Here is a 17111-nt window from a genome sequence, read left to right on the forward strand (position 1 = left end):
TACTTATCTCTTTTGGATCTCATCCGTTCATTGGTTATCCATTTCTGCCCCCCTTCTGTATCATTTTTTTGATTATCGGCCATCAAACTCATTTCCTAAAGCTTTTTGGTCAGAGAAAAAAGCGAACTGGGTTTTAGGTTTCTGGCGATTGTTCATCTTGAACATAACCTACCTCAATCCCACGTTCCCGCAGATAACTGGCCCACCCGGTCGGCCAAAGAAAACCCAAGGAGGCAAGTAGATTTTGTTTATCGAGTAAAAAGGCTAACGCATCACTACATGCTTGATCAACTGCCGTATCAACTGCCCCCCTGCAATCAAGGGCTGTTTTCGCCAACCATTGCATGTACGGAAAAACCTGATTGGGAATTTTCTCCAGGAATTCTCCCATCTTCATCACCCAAGCAAAGGTCTCAGGAAGATTTTGAGAAGCGAGAGCTTTTTGGGCTCGATTTCGGTAAGACAACAGTGTCCTTTCTTCACAGGAAGGCAGGATACGAAACAGCCCGTCCATAAAGTCTCTTTGCATATCAAGCAAGCGACTCTTCTCCAGTTCAACCTGTTGAACCATTTCGGGGGCACGCTCAGGGATATTTTGCAAAAGGGAAAGGGCAAATTCAAAGCGAGGTTCTCGAATCAAATCGTGAACCGATTCCATTTTTGCCCAGTCAAACAGAAATTGCACCACGGTATCCGCCACCGCTTCTTTTCCTTCAAGCATTGCGTATGCACGTTGCATAAATCGACACGCTTCAAAAGGCCTTCCCTGAAGAATAAGGAAACGGGCCAGATTCCACAAATCCTGAGGCGCAACGTCTTCATGACGAATCATGTCTACACGATTTAGAAGATATGACAGGGCAATTCCCTTCTCGAAAAGCATATTCTGCGGTCCATTGCCCTCAAAGAATCCTGCAAGAACAGAAGGGATCTCTCTTACCACCTCGTTTTCGTTTAAGGACGAGTAGGACTCCAAAACAGACCAAATCCGGGGATTACACACAGTCTCCATGTACGACAACCATTGCCTGAGAAAACGTACGTTGACCCTGTGGGAAGCAATGATCCCCCGATGCACTTCTTCCCAATCCCTGATTTGTTCCATTGTGTCCAGGAAACGGTTCTTTGCCAGCGATGAGCCTGCAATATGGGTGTAGCTTTGCCCGATAAAGGCAAGAGCCTTATGGGATGCATGAATTTGATCCAAAAGAGTGGCGGCTTTTATTGCATGATTTCTACGACGATCCGGCAACAGGGCAGGAGCAACGGCACGATCAACTTCTTTTTCCATTTCTTCAATAAGGCCATCGCATAGAGACAAGCCGGCCTTAGCCACATCCAGTCTCCCTGCAAGTTCTTTTTGATATTCCACAAAGTTGCCTTTGGAAGCAGACTGTAATTGAATTCTGCCGGAAAGAGGGGGAACGGATTCCTCCGTTCTCTGTTCCTCCAGGAAACGGGAAAGGGGGAGAGCCGTAGTTCCTGTTATGGACGCTCCCGCCTCCGAGCATTGAAACACTCTCCCTTCTTCCACATGATCCAGAAAACGCTCAAAAATCTGCAAATAATAAAACCACATCTGGTGAGTCTTTACTAGACCGCCATTGACTCCCGGGATTTCCCGCTTTATTAACGCTCGTTCTCGAGCAATTCCCTCCGGAGTTGCAGAAGCGGCATCTTCAATATGGGTAGTCTCTCCATCCTCGGCAAAGGCCAAATCCTGTCCGATGAGGGCAACAGCCGGCGCGCCCAACACCAGTGCGACATTCATGGCCATATGGGCAACGCACATTCCGGAGAGGAGAAGATTCATTCCCAGAACCTCATGAACGAGCCATCTGTCTGCCGGACTGTCCATCTTGCCAACGACAAAAACAGGTCCCGGCCACCTTCCCGCGGTCTGAGGCTCACTGACGGACTGACTTACCAGCAGAATATCCCGGCATTCGTCATAAAACTCCTCAAGAACATTCGGAACCCAGACGTCATACATGAGATTGCGTTCTATCGTTACGACAATATGCGGACGAATTCCTCTCCTGAGGAGAGAGATCAGGGACGAATCGCAGGATACGATGAGGAATTGATCTTCTTTTCCTTTCAGCAGATCAACATTCTTTTTTAAGGAAGGACCAGAAGCTACACAGATTGCAGGGCGTCCGCCAAAGGCTTCCTTCAAATTTGAGAAAGAAGGCCCTCTGAGTATCCACGGAGTATTAAGCGCACCATGCCGGATCCCAAGCAAGGTGTCTTCCGGAGAATTCCCCAATTGTTCTGCATAATATCTGATGCTCTCCCAAAACGATTTAAAAAGTCTTGAACGGCTATTTTCCTGATCCTTTTCAAGCAACCCGCGATGGTTGATTTCCCTGGACTGTAAAAGCGGAAAAATGCCGATCGGAGTAACATTATGAAACATGGCCTCATCAATGAGGGATCTCTCATCATAGGCGATAAAGCTAATTCGCGCAGACTGGGGAGCAGCGTGAAAAACAGAGGTCACTGATAGAGTCAAAAGAAGAAGGCGTACATCCGGTTCCAGAACGACAATTGAAAGGGCGTCCTTTGCGATACCCCGCAATACGTGAAAAAGGTACGGGGGATATCCAATACCCTGCACAAGATAACAGTAGGAATCGTCCTCAGTTTTATTTCTGGATGGAAGAACCGGTGTAGTATCGAAAAAAGGAGCGTCCTCCTCCACTTTCACCCATCGTCCTGAAGATGTTTCCCGAACTTCCGCTAAGGGGAGCCGGTCAATGGAATCCAGTTCCTGCCGGAGGCGGGCGGCGAGCTTCGGCTGGGATTTCTCCAGGGTCCGGAGATTCTGTTCCAGGAGTGCGGGGATGTCTTTCATTTCGGGTCTCCTCCGTTTGAATCGTCCTCCCTGCGGAGGAGGGTTTTGAGCACGTCCATGGCTTGGGGGGCCGCCTTGACCGATTCGAGATTCGTTTTGGCTACCTCGGCAAGGAGTTCCATACGGAAGACGGGCACGTTCCGGGGGGCGTTGATGCCGATGCGCACCGTGTCTCCCCGGACTTCGATGACGGATATTTCGATGTCGTCCCCTATGCGGATGGCCTCGCCGGGCTTGCGGCTGAGCACAAGCATGATGCTACGCTCCCGGGGCGGCGTCGGCGGTGGTTTCGGAGGCCGCTTTCAGGCGCATGGATTCCCTCATGGTGTCGCTGAGGACGGGAGTGCGGACGTCGTACTCTTCGTTCTGGGCGATGACCTGGCAGGCGATGCGCTTTTTGTGGTTGATCACCACGGGCGCCCGGAGGTTGGCCGTCATGTCCCACGGCGCCGCCGGAGGGATGGAAAGGACGATCAGGAGGGCCAGGTCGGCCACGTCCGTGGTTTCAAGCAAGGCGATCTCCCCTTCGGGAAGGCGGGCGTTGTAGTTGGACTTCACCGTCTGGGGGACGACCACGGGCAGGGCCACGTCGCCGTCGGAGAGGCTCTGCAGCCACTTGATGGGGCTGTCGTCTTCCCCGGCCAGAGCCCATTTTTTGTGGGTTTCAAACCCGGGTATCCCCTTGGGGAAATGGATCAGGTCTTCGTCGTTGACGGTGAACCGGCCGAAGCGGGTGGTTTCTATTTTTTCGGGCACGAAAGGCACCTCCGGAGTACGAAATCTTTTGTTATATATTTTCTGGTGCAGGGGAGTGCAAAAACAAAAGCGAGATCCTCACGTCGCTGCGCTCCTCGGGATGACAGGTTACCGGGTGTCATCCTGAGCGGAGCGAAGGATCTGCTCTTGATTCTGAAGAGCCTCAAAAACGAGATCCTTCGGCAAAACGCCCTCAGGTTGACAAGCAAAAAACAAAAGCGAGATCCTTCCCCTCCGGGGACGCGATCGGGCAAAAAACGCCCTCAGGATGACAGCAAAAGCAGAATCGAGATCCTTCCACTGCGGGGATGCTGCGCGATCGCGATCATATTCGTTCGAAAAAATGACTACAAAAGAGAACGTTTGCCCAGAATCCGGCGATACAGGAAAGACCGTAAATCCCGGCGGCCATCCACAATAGCGACTACGTTCACCCTGCTCTCGACGACCGTTTAAAAAATCCGGTAAGGTTTGAAGAAGACCTCCCGGTAATCATTGAGCCCCAGATCAAGCAGCTCTACTGGTGTGACGCCTCGAAAAGGGAAAGCAACGAGGCGTTCGAAAGCACTTTCTATACTGGCCAGTACGTATTCAGCTTTAGCAGGATCATCGTGCGAGGCTATGAACTCACAGATTTCGCACAGGTCTTGCGCTGCATCATCCGTCAGAAAAACTTCATAAATCATCGATGATCTTTCAGGTTTACTCTGAGTTCAGAGACCACCTCTGCCGCCGGGCGTACCCGCCCTTCTTCGATTTGCTTCCTACCCAGGGAGAGGATCTTGAGAAGCGCGAGAGTTTCCTGGGTACGTTCGAATTCCTCTATGTCCTGAACTACAGCTTTGGCTTCTCCGTCACGGGTTATGATCAAAGGTCCGCCTCGTTCACTCAGGGTGCGGACTATCTCGTCGGCGTTTTCTTTCAGGTAACCTACAGGTTTCACGTTGGCCGCTAATTTCATGAAGTCTCCCTCCTTTATCTATTGCTCAGGGGATCTTCTTATTGATTGAATTGTATCACATTCGAAGGGGCGGATGATGCTTGGACAACATCGAAATCCTCCCCCTGCGGGATGTTTTCTGATCGCGTACTCTGAAAGAGAAGCCAGCCCGAGATCCTCACGTCGCTTCGCTCCTCAGGATGACAGGGCAGGGGCAAAATCAAGCCCGAGATCCCTCCCCTGCGGGGATGCTGCGCGATCACTTCGTTCGGGATGACAACCTAAAACCGAGATTCTCCTCCGGTGGGGATACTCCCTCCGCTTCGCTCTGGGTGCTGCGCGAGCGCGATCACATTCTTCGGGTTAACAAAAAAACACAAGAGTTCAATATTGCAACTCGCTCTTAAGAAATCGCCCTTTGAAAGAGCAGAGTCTGATTAAATAAGCCTTGCCAAATCTTCTTTCAAAGCGGGAAGCTTGTTTACGGCCACGTCCCACACTATCCTATAGTCTACTCCGAAATAGTCATGAATAAGACGGTCGCGCATTCCAGCGAACTTTTTCCACTCGATTTCCGGGTGTTCCATCTTGAATTCCAAAGGTATTTTCTTTGCAGCTTCGCCGATTATTTCCAGGCTTCTGACTACTGCCCGTTTCAGAACCGGCTGTGCGTAAAACTCATCCCAACTGAGATGGGCGGTGTTGTCAATCACGAATCGTATTTCTTCCACCATGTGGAGCAGGTATTCACGCTGCGACATGAAACAGCTCCACTTCTTTCAGTACCGTGGGCAATATATAGGGGCTCATCGCTTCCGGCGTGATTATTTCCACTTTACGGCCGAACAGGGATTCCAGGAGAAAGGCGAGATCCATAAAATTATCGAATGTTCGCTTCTCTTCCTCGAATTCCACCAGAAGGTCCACATCGCTTTCGTCATTCTGCTCACCCCTGGCGAATGAACCGAAAAGGCCTATGGAGACAACGCCCAGAGTTGAGAGGTCGTTTCGGACCGTCTCCAGGGTGGCAAATATGGTCTTTTTGTCTTCCACCGGCCGTTGAGCAGTCATTCTCTTCAGCTCCTTTGCTGTGGAACAGTGGTACTGAACCAGATCCTCACGTCGCTGCGCTCCTCAGGATGACAAGCAGAAGCAGAAGCGAGATCCCTCGCTGCGCTCGGGATGACAACCTAAGGGCGAGATCCTTCGGCCATGAAACCGGCCTCAGGATGACAAGCAAAAAACAAAAGCGAGATCCTTCCCCTCCGGGGACGCGATCGGGCAAAAAACGCCCTCAGGATGACAAATCCGGAGGCGTCCTCAGGAGAACCCAGTCTATTCTACCTCAAAAAGTCCACGAGGGTGGGCTGGACGATCTTGGCGATGACGGCAAGGCTGGACTGGTAAATGGCCTGGGCCATGGCGAACTTGGTGCTGGTTTCCGCCATGTCGATGTCCGAGACCTTGCTGTAGAGCTCGGTGATGTAGATGTTGTTCTGCTTGAAGCGGCTCTGGTTGTTTTCGTACCGCTTGAGCAGCGCCCCCTGGGAGGTGCGGGACTTGAGCAGGGTGTCGATGAACTGGTCTATCTGGCCGAGCATGATGTTGCTCAGGCCTTCCCTGTCCTCGGCCTTGACGGAGTTGACCAGGTTGTCCAGCACGCCGAAGAAGTCGGTTTTCCTGGTGTCGGAGGCTGTCCGGACCACCACGTTCTGGTTGTACCGTGCCGATGGGGATCCGGCGCGGGAGGGCATGGCGGTGACGGTGCCGGTGAGGGCGGCCTGGGCGCTGCCGCTGACTTCGACGGAGTATCCCCTGGGGGAGGTGAGCACCAGGTACCGGGCTCCCCCGTCGTTCACGAGGCTTGCCCTGACGTCCTGTCCCTGGAAGCGGGCGTTGATGGCGGCGGCCACGTCCTCGATGTCAATGGCGCCGGAGTCGTTGCTGTCGAAGATGACGTTCAGGTCGATGGTGTGGGAGTACCCGTCCACCGAGATGGTGAGGAGATCGCCCGCGGCGGGGGCCCAGGCGGAAACGTCCGCGTCCCCCCGGAGGGCGTTGTCCATCTGAAGGACTGCCGAGGCCGCGTCCCCTTCCACGTCATAGAGAGAGACCGGGGAGCCGTCACGGGCGGCGATGCTGACCATGGCATTCGATCCCGTAGCGGGAAGCTCGGGGTCGAAGTAGTTCACGTCGAGCCAGTTTCCGGCGGCGCTGCGGATCTTGTCGGCGATGATTTTCGGCGTATCCCCTGCCGAGACGGCCACGTCCACGGTCCGGCCGAGGGATTCGATGCGGATGGTGCCGGCGCCCGAGGTGCTGTTGTCGGGGATGGGCATGCTCGTGATCCCCGAGGAAATGCCCATCTGCATGGCGATGCCCGCAGTGTAGGACGGCGAGAAGGACGGGTCGGAGATGGGGAGGTCCACTATTCGCAGGGATTCCCCGTTTTTGGCGTAGAGGGAGACCCGGCCTGAGGCGGCGTCGAGGACAGTGTACCCCAGGAGGGCTTCGCCGGCGGCGCCGTTGACCTGTTTCACGATCTGCTCCATGACCTTTGCCTGGTCCACCCTGGGCGGCGTGGACGACATGACCTCGTCGGGATAGAGCTTCACGGTGAAGTCTTCGCCGCCCACGGTGACCCGGACGAGGGCCGCCATGTTTGGGTCTACGCAGGGGATGGAGGGGAAGACGGTGTCCGTGCCGGTGTCGTCCCTGCTCTGAATCGCCGTGGAAAAGCCCAGGTCCAGGGCGTAGCCCGCCGTGTTCTTGTCGAAGACCACCAGGGGTTCGTTGGCCGAGGGACGGAGGATGAGGCGCTTCGTCAGTTCTTCCAGGCTGCCTGAGGTGCCGAGGCCGGCTTCGGTGTGGTCTTCCTGGACAATCACTTCGAGCCAGTCGCCCGCCACCTGGCGGATGCGCTCCGCAAGTTCGTCGATGGTGAGGTTGACGCCGCCGTTGATCTTGAGTTCGGCGTAGTTCCGGCCGCTTTCAAACCGGAGGTGGAGGTCGTTCCCTATGGCGATGAGCTCCCCGTCGCCGAACTGGCGGCTCTTGAGGGAGGTTTCCATGCCGAGGAGGGAGGCGAAGTCGATGTGGCTGTGGTCCACGGGGCGCTCCACGGGAAGGGAGGTCACGGTGACCGTGTCCTCGGTGGAGGCGGAGAAGAGTTCCCTGGCTGCCCCGGTGAGTTCCATGCTGAACTGCTTCCCGGGATCTGCGGCCGTGACGACGAGCCGGTCGCCGTCGGCGGAGACCCGGGCAGCGACACCGAGGACGGTAGTGAGCTTGCCCGCTATGGTGTCCAGGGTGTCCGTCCCGTCGATGGTGAAGGTGACGTCCTCGCCCTGCTGGAAGAAGACCCTGATGGTGCCGTCGGCGGGAGTCCAGGCCGAGGCGTCGAGGCCGAGGATGGTTTGGGCCTGCTGTACCCGGTCGGTGTCGGGCCACCCCGTCACCTGGATGGGTTCTCCCGTGTGGCTGGTGAAGACAAGCCGCTGGGTCCCGGCGGCCATGTTCTTTTCCACCGAGACGGAGAGCAGACGGCTGGCGTCCCCCATGTTCAGGCTCTCGTTGATCAGCTCGGCGATCCTGTCAAGGGTGAGGCCGTTGAGTTCCCCTGCATCGCGGAACCGGTTGTAGTCGGTGAGGTCGTCGATGCCGTTGATGTTTTCGTCGGTCCAGTCTTCCGAGAGGCGGACCTTGACGCTCCGGCTGCCCACGGCGATCTGGAGGATTTCGTCCCGGCCCGTCCAGGTGAAGTCGAGGGGGACCTCCACGCTGGTGAGGGTGTTGGAGGTGTACTCCACCGGGAAGATTTCCCGCCCGTGGAAGGACACGTCCCCGATGACGCCCTTTTCCATTTCGTAGCTCACCTTGCCGGTGTTGCCCATATAGACGACATTTCCGGAGGCGTCCCGCTCGAAGGGGCGGACGCCTGTGGACAGGCCGGAGAGAAGGTACCTGCCCTCCACGGAGTAGTTGGCCGTATTGCGGAGCTCTTCCTGGAGCTCCTTGATTTCCGCGCCGATGGCTTCCGTCTCGCCCGGGCCGAGGGCGCCGTTGCCGGCGTAGATGGTGAGCTCCCGGATGCGGTGGGCGATGTCCATCATCTGGTTGAAGGCCGTGTCGGTGTTGGAGAGCCACGTGATGGCGTCGTCCTGGTTGCGGATGTACTGGCCGTTTTCCAGTATGGCGGTCTGGAGGGAAAGCTCCCGGACCACGTCTATGGGGTTGTCCGACGGGCGGGAATGCTTTTTGCCCGTGGCAAGCTGGTGCTGGTATTCGAGCAGCCGGGACAGGTTGTTGTGCATGTCCGACAGCATAAGATTCTGGATCATGGGGTTGCTGACGCGCTGCATGGTTCTCCCTCCCCTAGCGGCCCACGATGCCCATGCCGTTGATGATCCGGTCGAGCATCTCGTCCACGGTGGTGATGTACCTGGCGATGGCGTTGAAGGCCTGCTGGAACTTGATGATGTCCATCATCTCTTCGTCGATGTTGACCCCCATGACCGACTGGCGCTGGTTGTTGATCTGGTTGATGAGGGCGTTCTGGTTTTTGAGCATGGTTTTCGCCCGGTCTCCCTGGGCGCCGAGGCTTGCGATGAAGGACTCGTAAAATTCGTTGAAGTCCGCGCTTCGGCTCTGGAGAACCTTGGTCTGCTTGAGCTGGGCCATGCGGAGGGCGTTGCTGCCGTCCCCGGAGCCGTTGGAGAAGCCGTTTCCGTCGCCCGAGGCTGCGGCGATGAGGCTGCGGTCCTCGTCGATCGCCCTGTTGATCTCCAGCAGGCGGCTTGCGCCGTACCGGACCGCTATGGGGTTGAAGTAGGCCACCCCTGTGGTGGTTTCGCTCTCCCCCACTCCGTAGCCGCCGTAGTGGAGGGCGTTCATCTCCTTGACGAGGCCGTAGGCCATTTCGTCCAGGACGTCGAGGAAGTCGAGGATGATGTCGTCCCGTGCCTCGAGGGCGCCCCTGATGGCCCCTCCCTTGACGTGGTGCCGCACGGTGATGTCCGATTCGCCCACGGCCCGAAGCTCCATCCGGATGCCCGGGGAGACTTCCTCGAGGGTGCTTGCGGAGTAGTCGTTCAGGACGGGTACCCGCCGGGCGTTCCGCACCATGTTGCTCTCGGAAAGATACAGTTTGCCGTCGAAGGTGAAGGCGGCGTCCCGGGCATATTCCCTGTAGTTCGTGCTGCCGTCGCCGTTGAGGAAGCCGAGGCGCTTGGCGATCTGGAGGCTGCCGTTTTCGTCGCCGAGGACGTTGATCCGGTGAGCTTCACCAGCCGCGTTGCTTTTCAGGGTGAGGAAATAGGTGTTGGTGGCGGCGTCGAGCTCGATGGAGGCATGGAGCCAGTTCTCCGGCTTCGTGAGGCCGTTTGAGGCGTCGGAGAAGGCGCTGTTGATCTTGTTCTTTATGGTCTCCAGGGTATCCTCCTCCACCACTTCGATGGAAACGGAAGGAGCGGAGTTTTCCATGCCGAGGGCCGACACGAGGCCGCCCTTGACGTCCGTTATGGAGAGAAGGTGGTTCAGGGTGCTGGAAAAGGTCATCTGGGTGCCGGCGCCGTTGAGGGTGACGCTGATCTCGCCGCCGAAACTGGTGCTCAGGAACCCCTGGAGGTCGGTGAGGGTGAGATCCGCGCCCGCGGACGACGCGGCATTGACGCCGTCGGAGAGATCCCACGTACCGGTTCCGGCGTTCCACGTCACGGAGATTTCCCGCTCGAAGGATCCTGCGGACACCCTGAAGGAGTGGCTTTCTCCGGGTATGCCCGAAGGAAGTGCTATGCCCCCGGTCAGAACGGAGGAGACGGACCTGGTGCCCTGGCTTCCCACCTGGAGGGTGAAGGTGCCCCTGAGGTTGAGGGCCTCCGTCATGGTCTCGGGCTTGATCCGGTCGGGGCAGGCGGACTCGCCGTAGCCCACGGACCAGGCGGATTCGGAGGCGAGCCGCTGGACGTTCACCGTGTGGATGGCCTCGGGAGCACCCTGCTCGATAGTTGCGAAGAGCACCGACGGGTTGGAGACGTGGTCGAAGAGGTTGTCCTCCACCTGTACGTCAAAGAAGCCGGTGTTTCCCGCCACGGGAACGGCCACAAGATGCCGGGTCTGGTCTCCCTGGACGAGGAGCTTGCCGCCGAGGTCGATTTTGAATTCCCCGTCCCCTTCGAGGCAGGGAGGGTTCACCGAGATGTCGATGAGCTTCGAGAGCTTGTCCACCAGAACGTCCCGCTTGTCCATGAGGTCGTTGGGGTTGCCCCCCACGCCCTGGACCTGCTTTATGGTGGTGTTGAGGCCGGCGATCTGGTCGATGAGGGTGTTGGCCTCGTCCACCATGAGTTTTATGTCCCTGTTGAGGGCGGTGCGGTATTCGTCATAATTCCTGACGAGCTGGCCGAGGTAGACGGTGAGGTTCTTGGTCTTCTCCACCATGTCCTCCCGGACGGCGGAGTCGTCGGGCCGCTTGCTGAGTTCCTGAAGGCTCGACCAGTAGGTGTCCAGGGCGGTCTTCAGACCGGCTCCCGCAGGCTCGTTGACGTAGACCTCCACCGTGGAGAGGGCGTTCTGGATCTGTTCCCAGTATCCCTTGACGGTCATTTCTTCCCTATACTGGATGTCGAGAAAGGCGTCCCGGAGACGGACAATGGCGTCGATCTGCACGCCGGTGCCGACCTGCCCCGGAATGTTGGGCCTGTTGAGGGCCGGGTTGGTGAAGGGGCTCGTGGTGGACGCCTCCACCCGCTGGCGGGAGTATCCCTCCACGTCGGCGTTGGAGATGTTGTGCCCCGCGGTCTCCATGCCGCGGCGGAAATAGTCCATGGCACGGCGTCCCATTTCAAGTCCGAAGAAGCTGTTCCACATGGCCGATGGCCCTCCTAACCCCGAAAATCCACTCCCGGCCGGGAGGGGTACATTCCCTGAAGCCGTCTCCATTCGGCGATCATCATGCCGCCGAGGCGCTGGTTTTCATCCACGAGACCCGCAAGGATCTGCATCTCCGACTGGAGCTTCCGGACGGCGAGCTCCAGGGCGGAGGCCGTTTCTTTCAACGAGGCGGCGTCGTCCCCCCGGAGGCGTTCGCAGATGGCGGAAACCTTCGGCTCGCAGGCGAGCTGGCCGGCCAGTTCCGCCGCCATTTTGGCCCTCTGGTTTTCCAGGGCTTCGGCGGAAAAGCCGAGGTTCTGCAGGTCCCGGAAGAGGTCCTGTAATAATTCGAGGCGCCCGTTCTGGAGCGCCTCTCGTTGCTGTACGGTGACATCCGCAAGAGCCCGCAGGGTTTCTGCCTGCCGGGCAAGCACGGCGCCCAGGGCAGCGGGAGAAGCCACCGTTATTCCTCCCCGTTCAGCAGGCCGGCGACGATAAGGCTCCGGGCGACCTTCTCGAGGTCGGGAGCGTAGGTCCCTTCCTGGATCTGCCTTCTGAAGCCTTCGACAAGATCTTCGCGGACGTCGGGAATCTTCTTCAGCTCGGCGGAAACCTTGGAGAGTTCCACTGCGAAGGAACTGAATTCCACTCCGTCCCTGCCCCCCTCTCCGGAGGCCGACTGGAGGCTTTTCTTGACGTTGATCTTGTTCACTGCTTTCGGTCCGTACACTCCAGGAATCTTCTCAATCATATCGATCACCCCGTACAGGAGAAACTTTTCTCTTCACAATGGTTATCGGACGACAATCATTCAGGCTTTAGGGGCTATGGTCCAGGCAAGGGCGAGAACCGCCTTTCCTCCTCCCAAGGCCGCGGCTTCGGCGGCCCGGAGCAGGGTGGTTCCCGTGGTGGAGACGTCGTCCACTATGACGGCTCTTTTTCCCTCAAGCTGCTTTCCCCGGGGAAGGATGGCTCCGGCGGGCATGCTCCTGCGCTCCCCTTCCTCAAGGGAAGTCTGGGCAGCCCGGAGGCCGTTCCACTGCAGCCCGTCCGCCACGGGCACGCCCCATTCCCGGGAAATTCCCTCGGCGAGGGCCTGGGACTGGTTGTACCCCCTTCCGCTGTCGGCATGGAGGGGTACGGGAACGAGGATATCGCAGAGGGGCCTCGGGAAGATCCTGCCGAGGGCATGGCCCATGGCGACGCCGAGGGGACGGTTGCGGCCGTATTTCAGCTCGAGGACGAGGTCCCGGAGGACCCCTTCGTGGATTCCTCCCGCCTCGAGGGTCAGGGAGCCGAGATCCGCCGGAAGGGGCGGCGCCAGAAGGGGCAGAAGGCAGGTGACGCATGCGGGCACCCCGAGGGCTCCGCAGAAAGGGCAGGCGGCAGGCCAGAGGAGGTGGGTTCCGAAGCGGAGGACCGCCTCAGGAATACTCAATGGGCCTCCGGAGAAGCATGAGGGCCCCTTCCTTCGGGGCGAACCCGTGGGGGGTGAGGAAGGAAGCGAGTTCGCTGGTATAGGTGATGATGAGGGGAATGTGCTTGATCGCCGGGTGGCCGAGGGCGTAATCCAGCAGCGAGGTGCCCACCTTCTTTCCCTGGTGGTCCGGGTGGACCATGATGTCCCAGAGGGAAGCACGGTAGACGAAGTCGGTGAGGACACGGCAAAAGGCCACAAGGTGGTCGTCGTGCCGGACGCTGAAGCACATGGAGGTGCCTTCCAGCATCCGGGCGATGTCGTCCTGGGAACGGCTCTTTCCCCACCGGGTGAACCGGTAGAGGTTCGCCAGCTCCTCCGGGGAGACGGCGTGCTTGCTGTCGTAGAAAAAGTACCCGCCGTTCATGCCCGGTCCTCGTCCGCAGGGCGGGCCGCAAGGGCCATGCCGCACACGATTTTCCGCAGGTCGGTCTTCCGGGCGTCCGACGAAACGGGAAGCTGCACCACCTGCCCCGTGCCGCAGCACGGGCAGATCCAGGTGGCCCTCGCCATGCCGTCCGCATCCGGGGTTCCGGCGATGACCTTCGATTCTCCGCAAACCTGGCACGCCACGATAAGCATTTTTCTGCCTCCAGCCTTTATTGTCCCTCCGCCGGGCGGAGATTGAGGGCCACCCGGACAGGGCCTTCCGTATATATGTCGTCCGCCGCGGCAATTTCCACGGTCAGCTTTGACTCCGCTTTCCGGATGGTTTCCACCGCCTCGAAAAATGCCGTGGCGTCCAGGGCACCCACCTTCCCTGTGGCAGGATCAGGCTTTATGGAGTCCTGGACGGCCTTTCTGTTCACCATGCGCAGGATAAGGTGAAGTTCCGCCTCGGCGTTCTCCCCTACCGCCCCGGGGTCCACGGTCTGGACGTAGAGGACTTCCCCTTTCCGGTAGACGAGCACGCTGTCGCTGACCTCGTAGGTTATCCTGATGTCCTCGCCGAACACGGCGTTTGCCTCAGCCACGGTCCGGATGAATTTCCGGCCCTGCTGTTCAGTGCAGGAGGCGATGCTTTCCATCTCCTTTTCGATGTCCACGGCAAGGACGATTTCCGACGGGCTCAGGCCGGTCCTGGCGGCGATGACGTATTCCGCCTGGCGCCGGAGCTCCTGGAAGATCTGCTCCACCTCCGACCGGCCGCTCATGGGTTCCACGGCCATCTGGCCGAGAATTTCCTTGGCGAAGACCGCAATGCGGCCGCTCCGTATCTGGATAAGGCCCTTCCGAAGCTCTTCCGCCTCGCTCTTGAGTTCCTCCACCGAGGCGCTGAGGGCTGTTTTTTCTTCTTCGAGCTGGTCCCGCTCTTTCTGGGTGGTGGAAAGGCTCTGCCGGATTTCATCGAGAAGGGGCTGGGCGGTGGCGAGTTCTTTCTGGACTGAGAGGAGTTTCTCCTCCTGTTCCTTGAGGCGCTTTTCGCTGTCCAGGAGGTTGATGGCCATGAGCTGGGATTCGCTCCTGCTTTCCTGGAGATCCCGGGTGAGGGACTGGAGCTGTCCCTGGATGAATTTCATGCTGAAGAGGGCGGTGCGGACATTTTCCGAGATGATGGTCATGGTGATCAGGATGGCGATGGAAATGAATACGCCCGTGATGGCGGTGATGAGGCGGCTGGTGTCCCGGGGCCGGAGGCCGAAGAGGGAGATGCGCTTTTTTCCTATGCGCATTCCCAGGACGTCGCCGAGGTACGCAAGAATGCCGCTGACGACGATCAGCGTGAGGATGAGTCTCCAGTTCATGTCGGACCAGAGTTGCAGCTGCATGGCGATCCTCCCGGCCGTTCCGGCTTGTCCGCCTTCCGGGGCGGAAGAGACCCCGAAAAAAACGGATGACTCGTCTATTATAGACGAGTCTCCCGGAATGGGCCACGAAATTTCACTGATTTCTGCCGGTGAGGGAAAGGAAACCGGGGATGCTTCTTTTCCTGTCATCCAGACGGCCTGATTTTCGCCGGATCGCGTCCCCGGAGGGGGAGGATCTGGGCTTGTCTCCGGAAAACCAACTGCGAGATCCTTCACTTCGTTCAGGATGACAAACCGGGATCCTCGCATTCGCTCGGGATGACGACCAAAGCGGCCATGAATCCGGATTCAGAATGACATAGAGGGTGTCATCCTGAGGCCGGGGTCATGGCCGATCTCGTCCCCGGAGGGGAAGGATCTCGGGGTTGTTTTGGGTTTGCTCAACTTGATTCTGAAAGCCCTAAAACCAGATCCTTCACTTCGTTCAGGATGACAAACCGGGATCCTCGCATTAGCTCGGGATGACAACCCAAGCGGCCGTGTATCCGGATTCAGAATGACAGAGAACCGGGTCTCAGAGGAGGTCCGGGAAGGGGCACGCCGCCATGGCCAGGGCAATTTCCTCCGCGGAGTGGAATTCTCCCCCGTTCATGCCGGGACAGGTCAGGGCGGCCTCGTCCCAGGCGTCACGGGAAGCGAGCAGGACGGGCCAGAAGGGAAAGAGCCTGCACTGGAGGGGACGGACAGGATAGATGCTGCACCGGTTTGTTTCCCCGTTATGAAAGACGCATTCGCCCCCGCTCTTTTCCTTCAGGCTCGGGGCGCGCCACCTGCCGGTGACGTAGCGGTTCCTGAACTCTTCGGTCCCGGTGCCGAGAAAGGCGGCCATGGCAGCCTCCTCTTCCGGGGTGAAATAGATGGCTCCCGGCTCACCCCGGCAGCACCTGCCGCATCCGAGGCAGGTGAACCGCAGGCCTTCTTCCCACCACACCTAGGATGGGCTTCCTTTCTCTTTTTCCTTCCCTTCCAGGTGAGGAACGAGGGATTCGTAGAGCATTTTCCACATGCCCGAACCGCCGCTGCGGGCAAGATATTCCGATGACATTTCCACGGAGAGGTCTTCGAGGGGACCGAAGGGGCGGTCCCGGTCCTCCCGCCCGCCGAATTCCCTGGCGTTGGAGGCCATTTTTTTCCAGAGTTCCGCCAGGAGGATGGATTCGAAGTGCTGGCAGGCCTCCCGGAGCCGTTCGTGTTCCTTTTTGGCCTTTGCGTCGTCCGGCGCCTGGGAAGGCCGGGAGGAGAGGGTCGCCGCGGCGAGGGGATGGAAGAGTGCCACGGCTACATCACCACCAGTTCGCCGTGGAGCGCGCCGGCTTCCTTGACCGCCTGGAGGATGGCGATAACGTCCCTCGGGGAGGCCCCTACCGAGTTGAGGGCGTCCACCAGTTCCTTCACGGTGCTCGTGGAGTCGAGGGCGATGAGCTGGGCCGCAGTTTCCTGGGCCTGGATGTCGGTGCGGGGCTGAACGGCGGTCCGTCCGCCGGCGAAGGGCTGGGGCTGGACCACTTCGGGGCTTTCGGTGACCTGGACGGTGAGGTTGCCGTGGGCCACGGCGACGGAGCTGATCCTCACGTCCCCGCCCATGACCACCGTTCCGGTCCGTTCGTTCACCGCCACCCGGGCCGCGCTGTCGGGCCGGAGGGAGAGCCCTTCGATCCGGGCGAGGAAAGCCGCCGGTGAGGATGCGTACTGGGGAGGCACGTTGACGGCCACCCGCCCCGCATCCACCGCCATGGCCACCGCGCCGAAGGCGCTGTTGATGGCCCGGGCCATCCGGTCGGAGGTGGTGAAGTCCGGGTTCCGGAGCAGGAGGTTCACCTGTCTGCCCATAAGGGTGAAGTCGGTCTGGACGTCCCGTTCGACGATGGCGCCGCCGGGGACGCGCCCCACGGTGACCACGTTCTTCGACACCGATCCCGCCGCGCCTCCTGCGGCGAACCCGCCCACCATGACGGGTCCCTGGGCCACGGCATACACTCCTCCGTCCGCTCCCTTGAGGGGAACCTGGAGGAGGGTGCCGCCCTGGAGGCTCTTGGCGTCGCCCATGGTGCTCACGGTGACGTCTATTTTCTGCCCGGGCCGGGCGAAGGCGGGAAGGTCGGCTGTGATGGTGACCACCGCCACGTTCCGGCTCTTCACGGCCTTGTCGTTCAGGGTGACCCCGAACTGGCTCATGAGGTTCCGGATCATCTGGGTAGCCATGGTTCCCTTGTCGCCCGTGCCCTGAAGGCCCATGACGATGCCCACTCCCACGAGCTGGTTCGACCGGACTCCTTCCACGTCGGCGAGGTCCTTGATCCTCACTGTGGGGTGTATCTCGGCCCCCAGTGCGGCCGGGGCCGTCAGGAGAAGGAAGAGGAAGGCCGCCGCGATTCTGCCCTTGAATGTCATGAGCTGCTCCTC

At 59.0% G+C, this 17111-nt stretch carries 18 protein-coding genes; all 18 read right to left on the reverse strand.

Going from position 1 to position 17111, the window contains the following annotated elements; translation table 11 throughout:
* Positions 1-133: 133 nt before the first annotated feature.
* The 18 genes from C8D99_RS10355 to C8D99_RS10440 all read right to left on the reverse strand — a co-directional run bounded on the left by C8D99_RS10355 (position 134) and on the right by C8D99_RS10440 (position 17099).
* Positions 134-2857 (reverse strand): motility associated factor glycosyltransferase family protein, encoded by a 2724-nt coding sequence (locus C8D99_RS10355; RefSeq protein ID WP_243833896.1) that lies wholly within the window; start codon positions 2855-2857, stop codon positions 134-136.
* Positions 2854-3111: a carbon storage regulator CsrA gene (gene csrA, locus C8D99_RS10360; protein ID WP_133958070.1), complete on the reverse strand. Its 258-nt coding sequence runs from the start codon at positions 3109-3111 to the stop codon at positions 2854-2856. The genes C8D99_RS10355 and csrA overlap by 4 nt, the downstream gene beginning before the upstream one ends.
* Positions 3112-3115: 4 nt before the next feature.
* Positions 3116-3613 carry a flagellar assembly protein FliW gene (gene fliW, locus C8D99_RS10365; protein ID WP_133958071.1) on the reverse strand — a complete coding sequence of 166 codons (498 nt, stop codon included), beginning with the start codon at positions 3611-3613 and terminating at the stop codon, positions 3116-3118.
* A gap of 452 nt (positions 3614-4065) precedes the next feature.
* Positions 4066-4299 carry a type II toxin-antitoxin system RelE/ParE family toxin gene (locus C8D99_RS10370; RefSeq protein ID WP_208321152.1) on the reverse strand — a complete coding sequence of 78 codons (234 nt, stop codon included), beginning with the start codon at positions 4297-4299 and terminating at the stop codon, positions 4066-4068.
* Positions 4296-4574 carry a type II toxin-antitoxin system Phd/YefM family antitoxin gene (locus C8D99_RS10375; protein ID WP_133958072.1) on the reverse strand — a complete coding sequence of 93 codons (279 nt, stop codon included), beginning with the start codon at positions 4572-4574 and terminating at the stop codon, positions 4296-4298. Before C8D99_RS10375 ends, C8D99_RS10370 begins: the two co-directional genes overlap by 4 nt.
* 416 nt (positions 4575-4990) lie before the next feature.
* Entirely contained in the window at positions 4991-5314 is a 324-nt protein-coding gene (locus C8D99_RS10380) for a HepT-like ribonuclease domain-containing protein (RefSeq protein WP_133958073.1), read from the reverse strand.
* Positions 5301-5624, reverse strand: coding sequence for a nucleotidyltransferase family protein (locus C8D99_RS10385; protein ID WP_133958074.1), 324 nt, complete (start codon positions 5622-5624; stop codon positions 5301-5303). The genes C8D99_RS10380 and C8D99_RS10385 overlap by 14 nt, the downstream gene beginning before the upstream one ends.
* Positions 5625-5893: 269 nt before the next feature.
* Positions 5894-8914, reverse strand: coding sequence for a flagellar hook-associated protein FlgL (gene flgL, locus C8D99_RS10390; protein ID WP_133958075.1), 3021 nt, complete (start codon positions 8912-8914; stop codon positions 5894-5896).
* A gap of 13 nt (positions 8915-8927) precedes the next feature.
* Positions 8928-11420: a flagellar hook-associated protein FlgK gene (gene flgK / locus C8D99_RS10395; RefSeq protein ID WP_133958076.1), complete on the reverse strand. Its 2493-nt coding sequence runs from the start codon at positions 11418-11420 to the stop codon at positions 8928-8930.
* 14 nt (positions 11421-11434) lie between these two features.
* Positions 11435-11884: a flagellar export chaperone FlgN gene (gene flgN / locus C8D99_RS10400; protein ID WP_166670134.1), complete on the reverse strand. Its 450-nt coding sequence runs from the start codon at positions 11882-11884 to the stop codon at positions 11435-11437.
* Between the two features lie 2 nt (positions 11885-11886).
* The gene (flgM, locus tag C8D99_RS10405; protein ID WP_133958078.1) at positions 11887-12174 is read right to left on the reverse strand and encodes a flagellar biosynthesis anti-sigma factor FlgM; all 288 of its coding nucleotides are present in this window, start codon (positions 12172-12174) and stop codon (positions 11887-11889) included.
* Positions 12175-12234: 60 nt separating this feature from the next.
* Positions 12235-12861 (reverse strand): ComF family protein, encoded by a 627-nt coding sequence (locus C8D99_RS10410; protein WP_133958079.1) that lies wholly within the window; start codon positions 12859-12861, stop codon positions 12235-12237.
* Entirely contained in the window at positions 12848-13267 is a 420-nt protein-coding gene (locus tag C8D99_RS10415) for a GNAT family N-acetyltransferase (protein WP_133958080.1), read from the reverse strand. The genes C8D99_RS10410 and C8D99_RS10415 overlap by 14 nt, the downstream gene beginning before the upstream one ends.
* The gene (locus C8D99_RS10420) at positions 13264-13482 is read right to left on the reverse strand and encodes an alcohol dehydrogenase (protein WP_133958081.1); all 219 of its coding nucleotides are present in this window, start codon (positions 13480-13482) and stop codon (positions 13264-13266) included. Before C8D99_RS10420 ends, C8D99_RS10415 begins: the two co-directional genes overlap by 4 nt.
* Before the next feature lie 17 nt (positions 13483-13499).
* A complete protein-coding gene (locus C8D99_RS10425; RefSeq protein ID WP_166670135.1) occupies positions 13500-14669 on the reverse strand; it encodes a DUF3084 domain-containing protein in 1170 nt (389 codons plus the stop codon).
* Positions 14670-15222: 553 nt separating this feature from the next.
* Positions 15223-15639, reverse strand: coding sequence for a YkgJ family cysteine cluster protein (locus C8D99_RS10430; RefSeq protein ID WP_133958083.1), 417 nt, complete (start codon positions 15637-15639; stop codon positions 15223-15225).
* Complete coding sequence (locus C8D99_RS10435; protein ID WP_133958084.1) at positions 15640-15984, reverse strand: hypothetical protein; 345 nt, start codon at positions 15982-15984, stop codon at positions 15640-15642.
* Positions 15985-15986: 2 nt separating this feature from the next.
* Complete coding sequence (locus tag C8D99_RS10440; protein ID WP_133958085.1) at positions 15987-17099, reverse strand: flagellar basal body P-ring protein FlgI; 1113 nt, start codon at positions 17097-17099, stop codon at positions 15987-15989.
* Positions 17100-17111: the final 12 nt, after the last annotated feature.

It is taken from the genome of Aminivibrio pyruvatiphilus (genome assembly GCF_004366815.1).
Lineage (GTDB): Bacteria > Synergistota > Synergistia > Synergistales > Aminobacteriaceae > Aminivibrio > Aminivibrio pyruvatiphilus.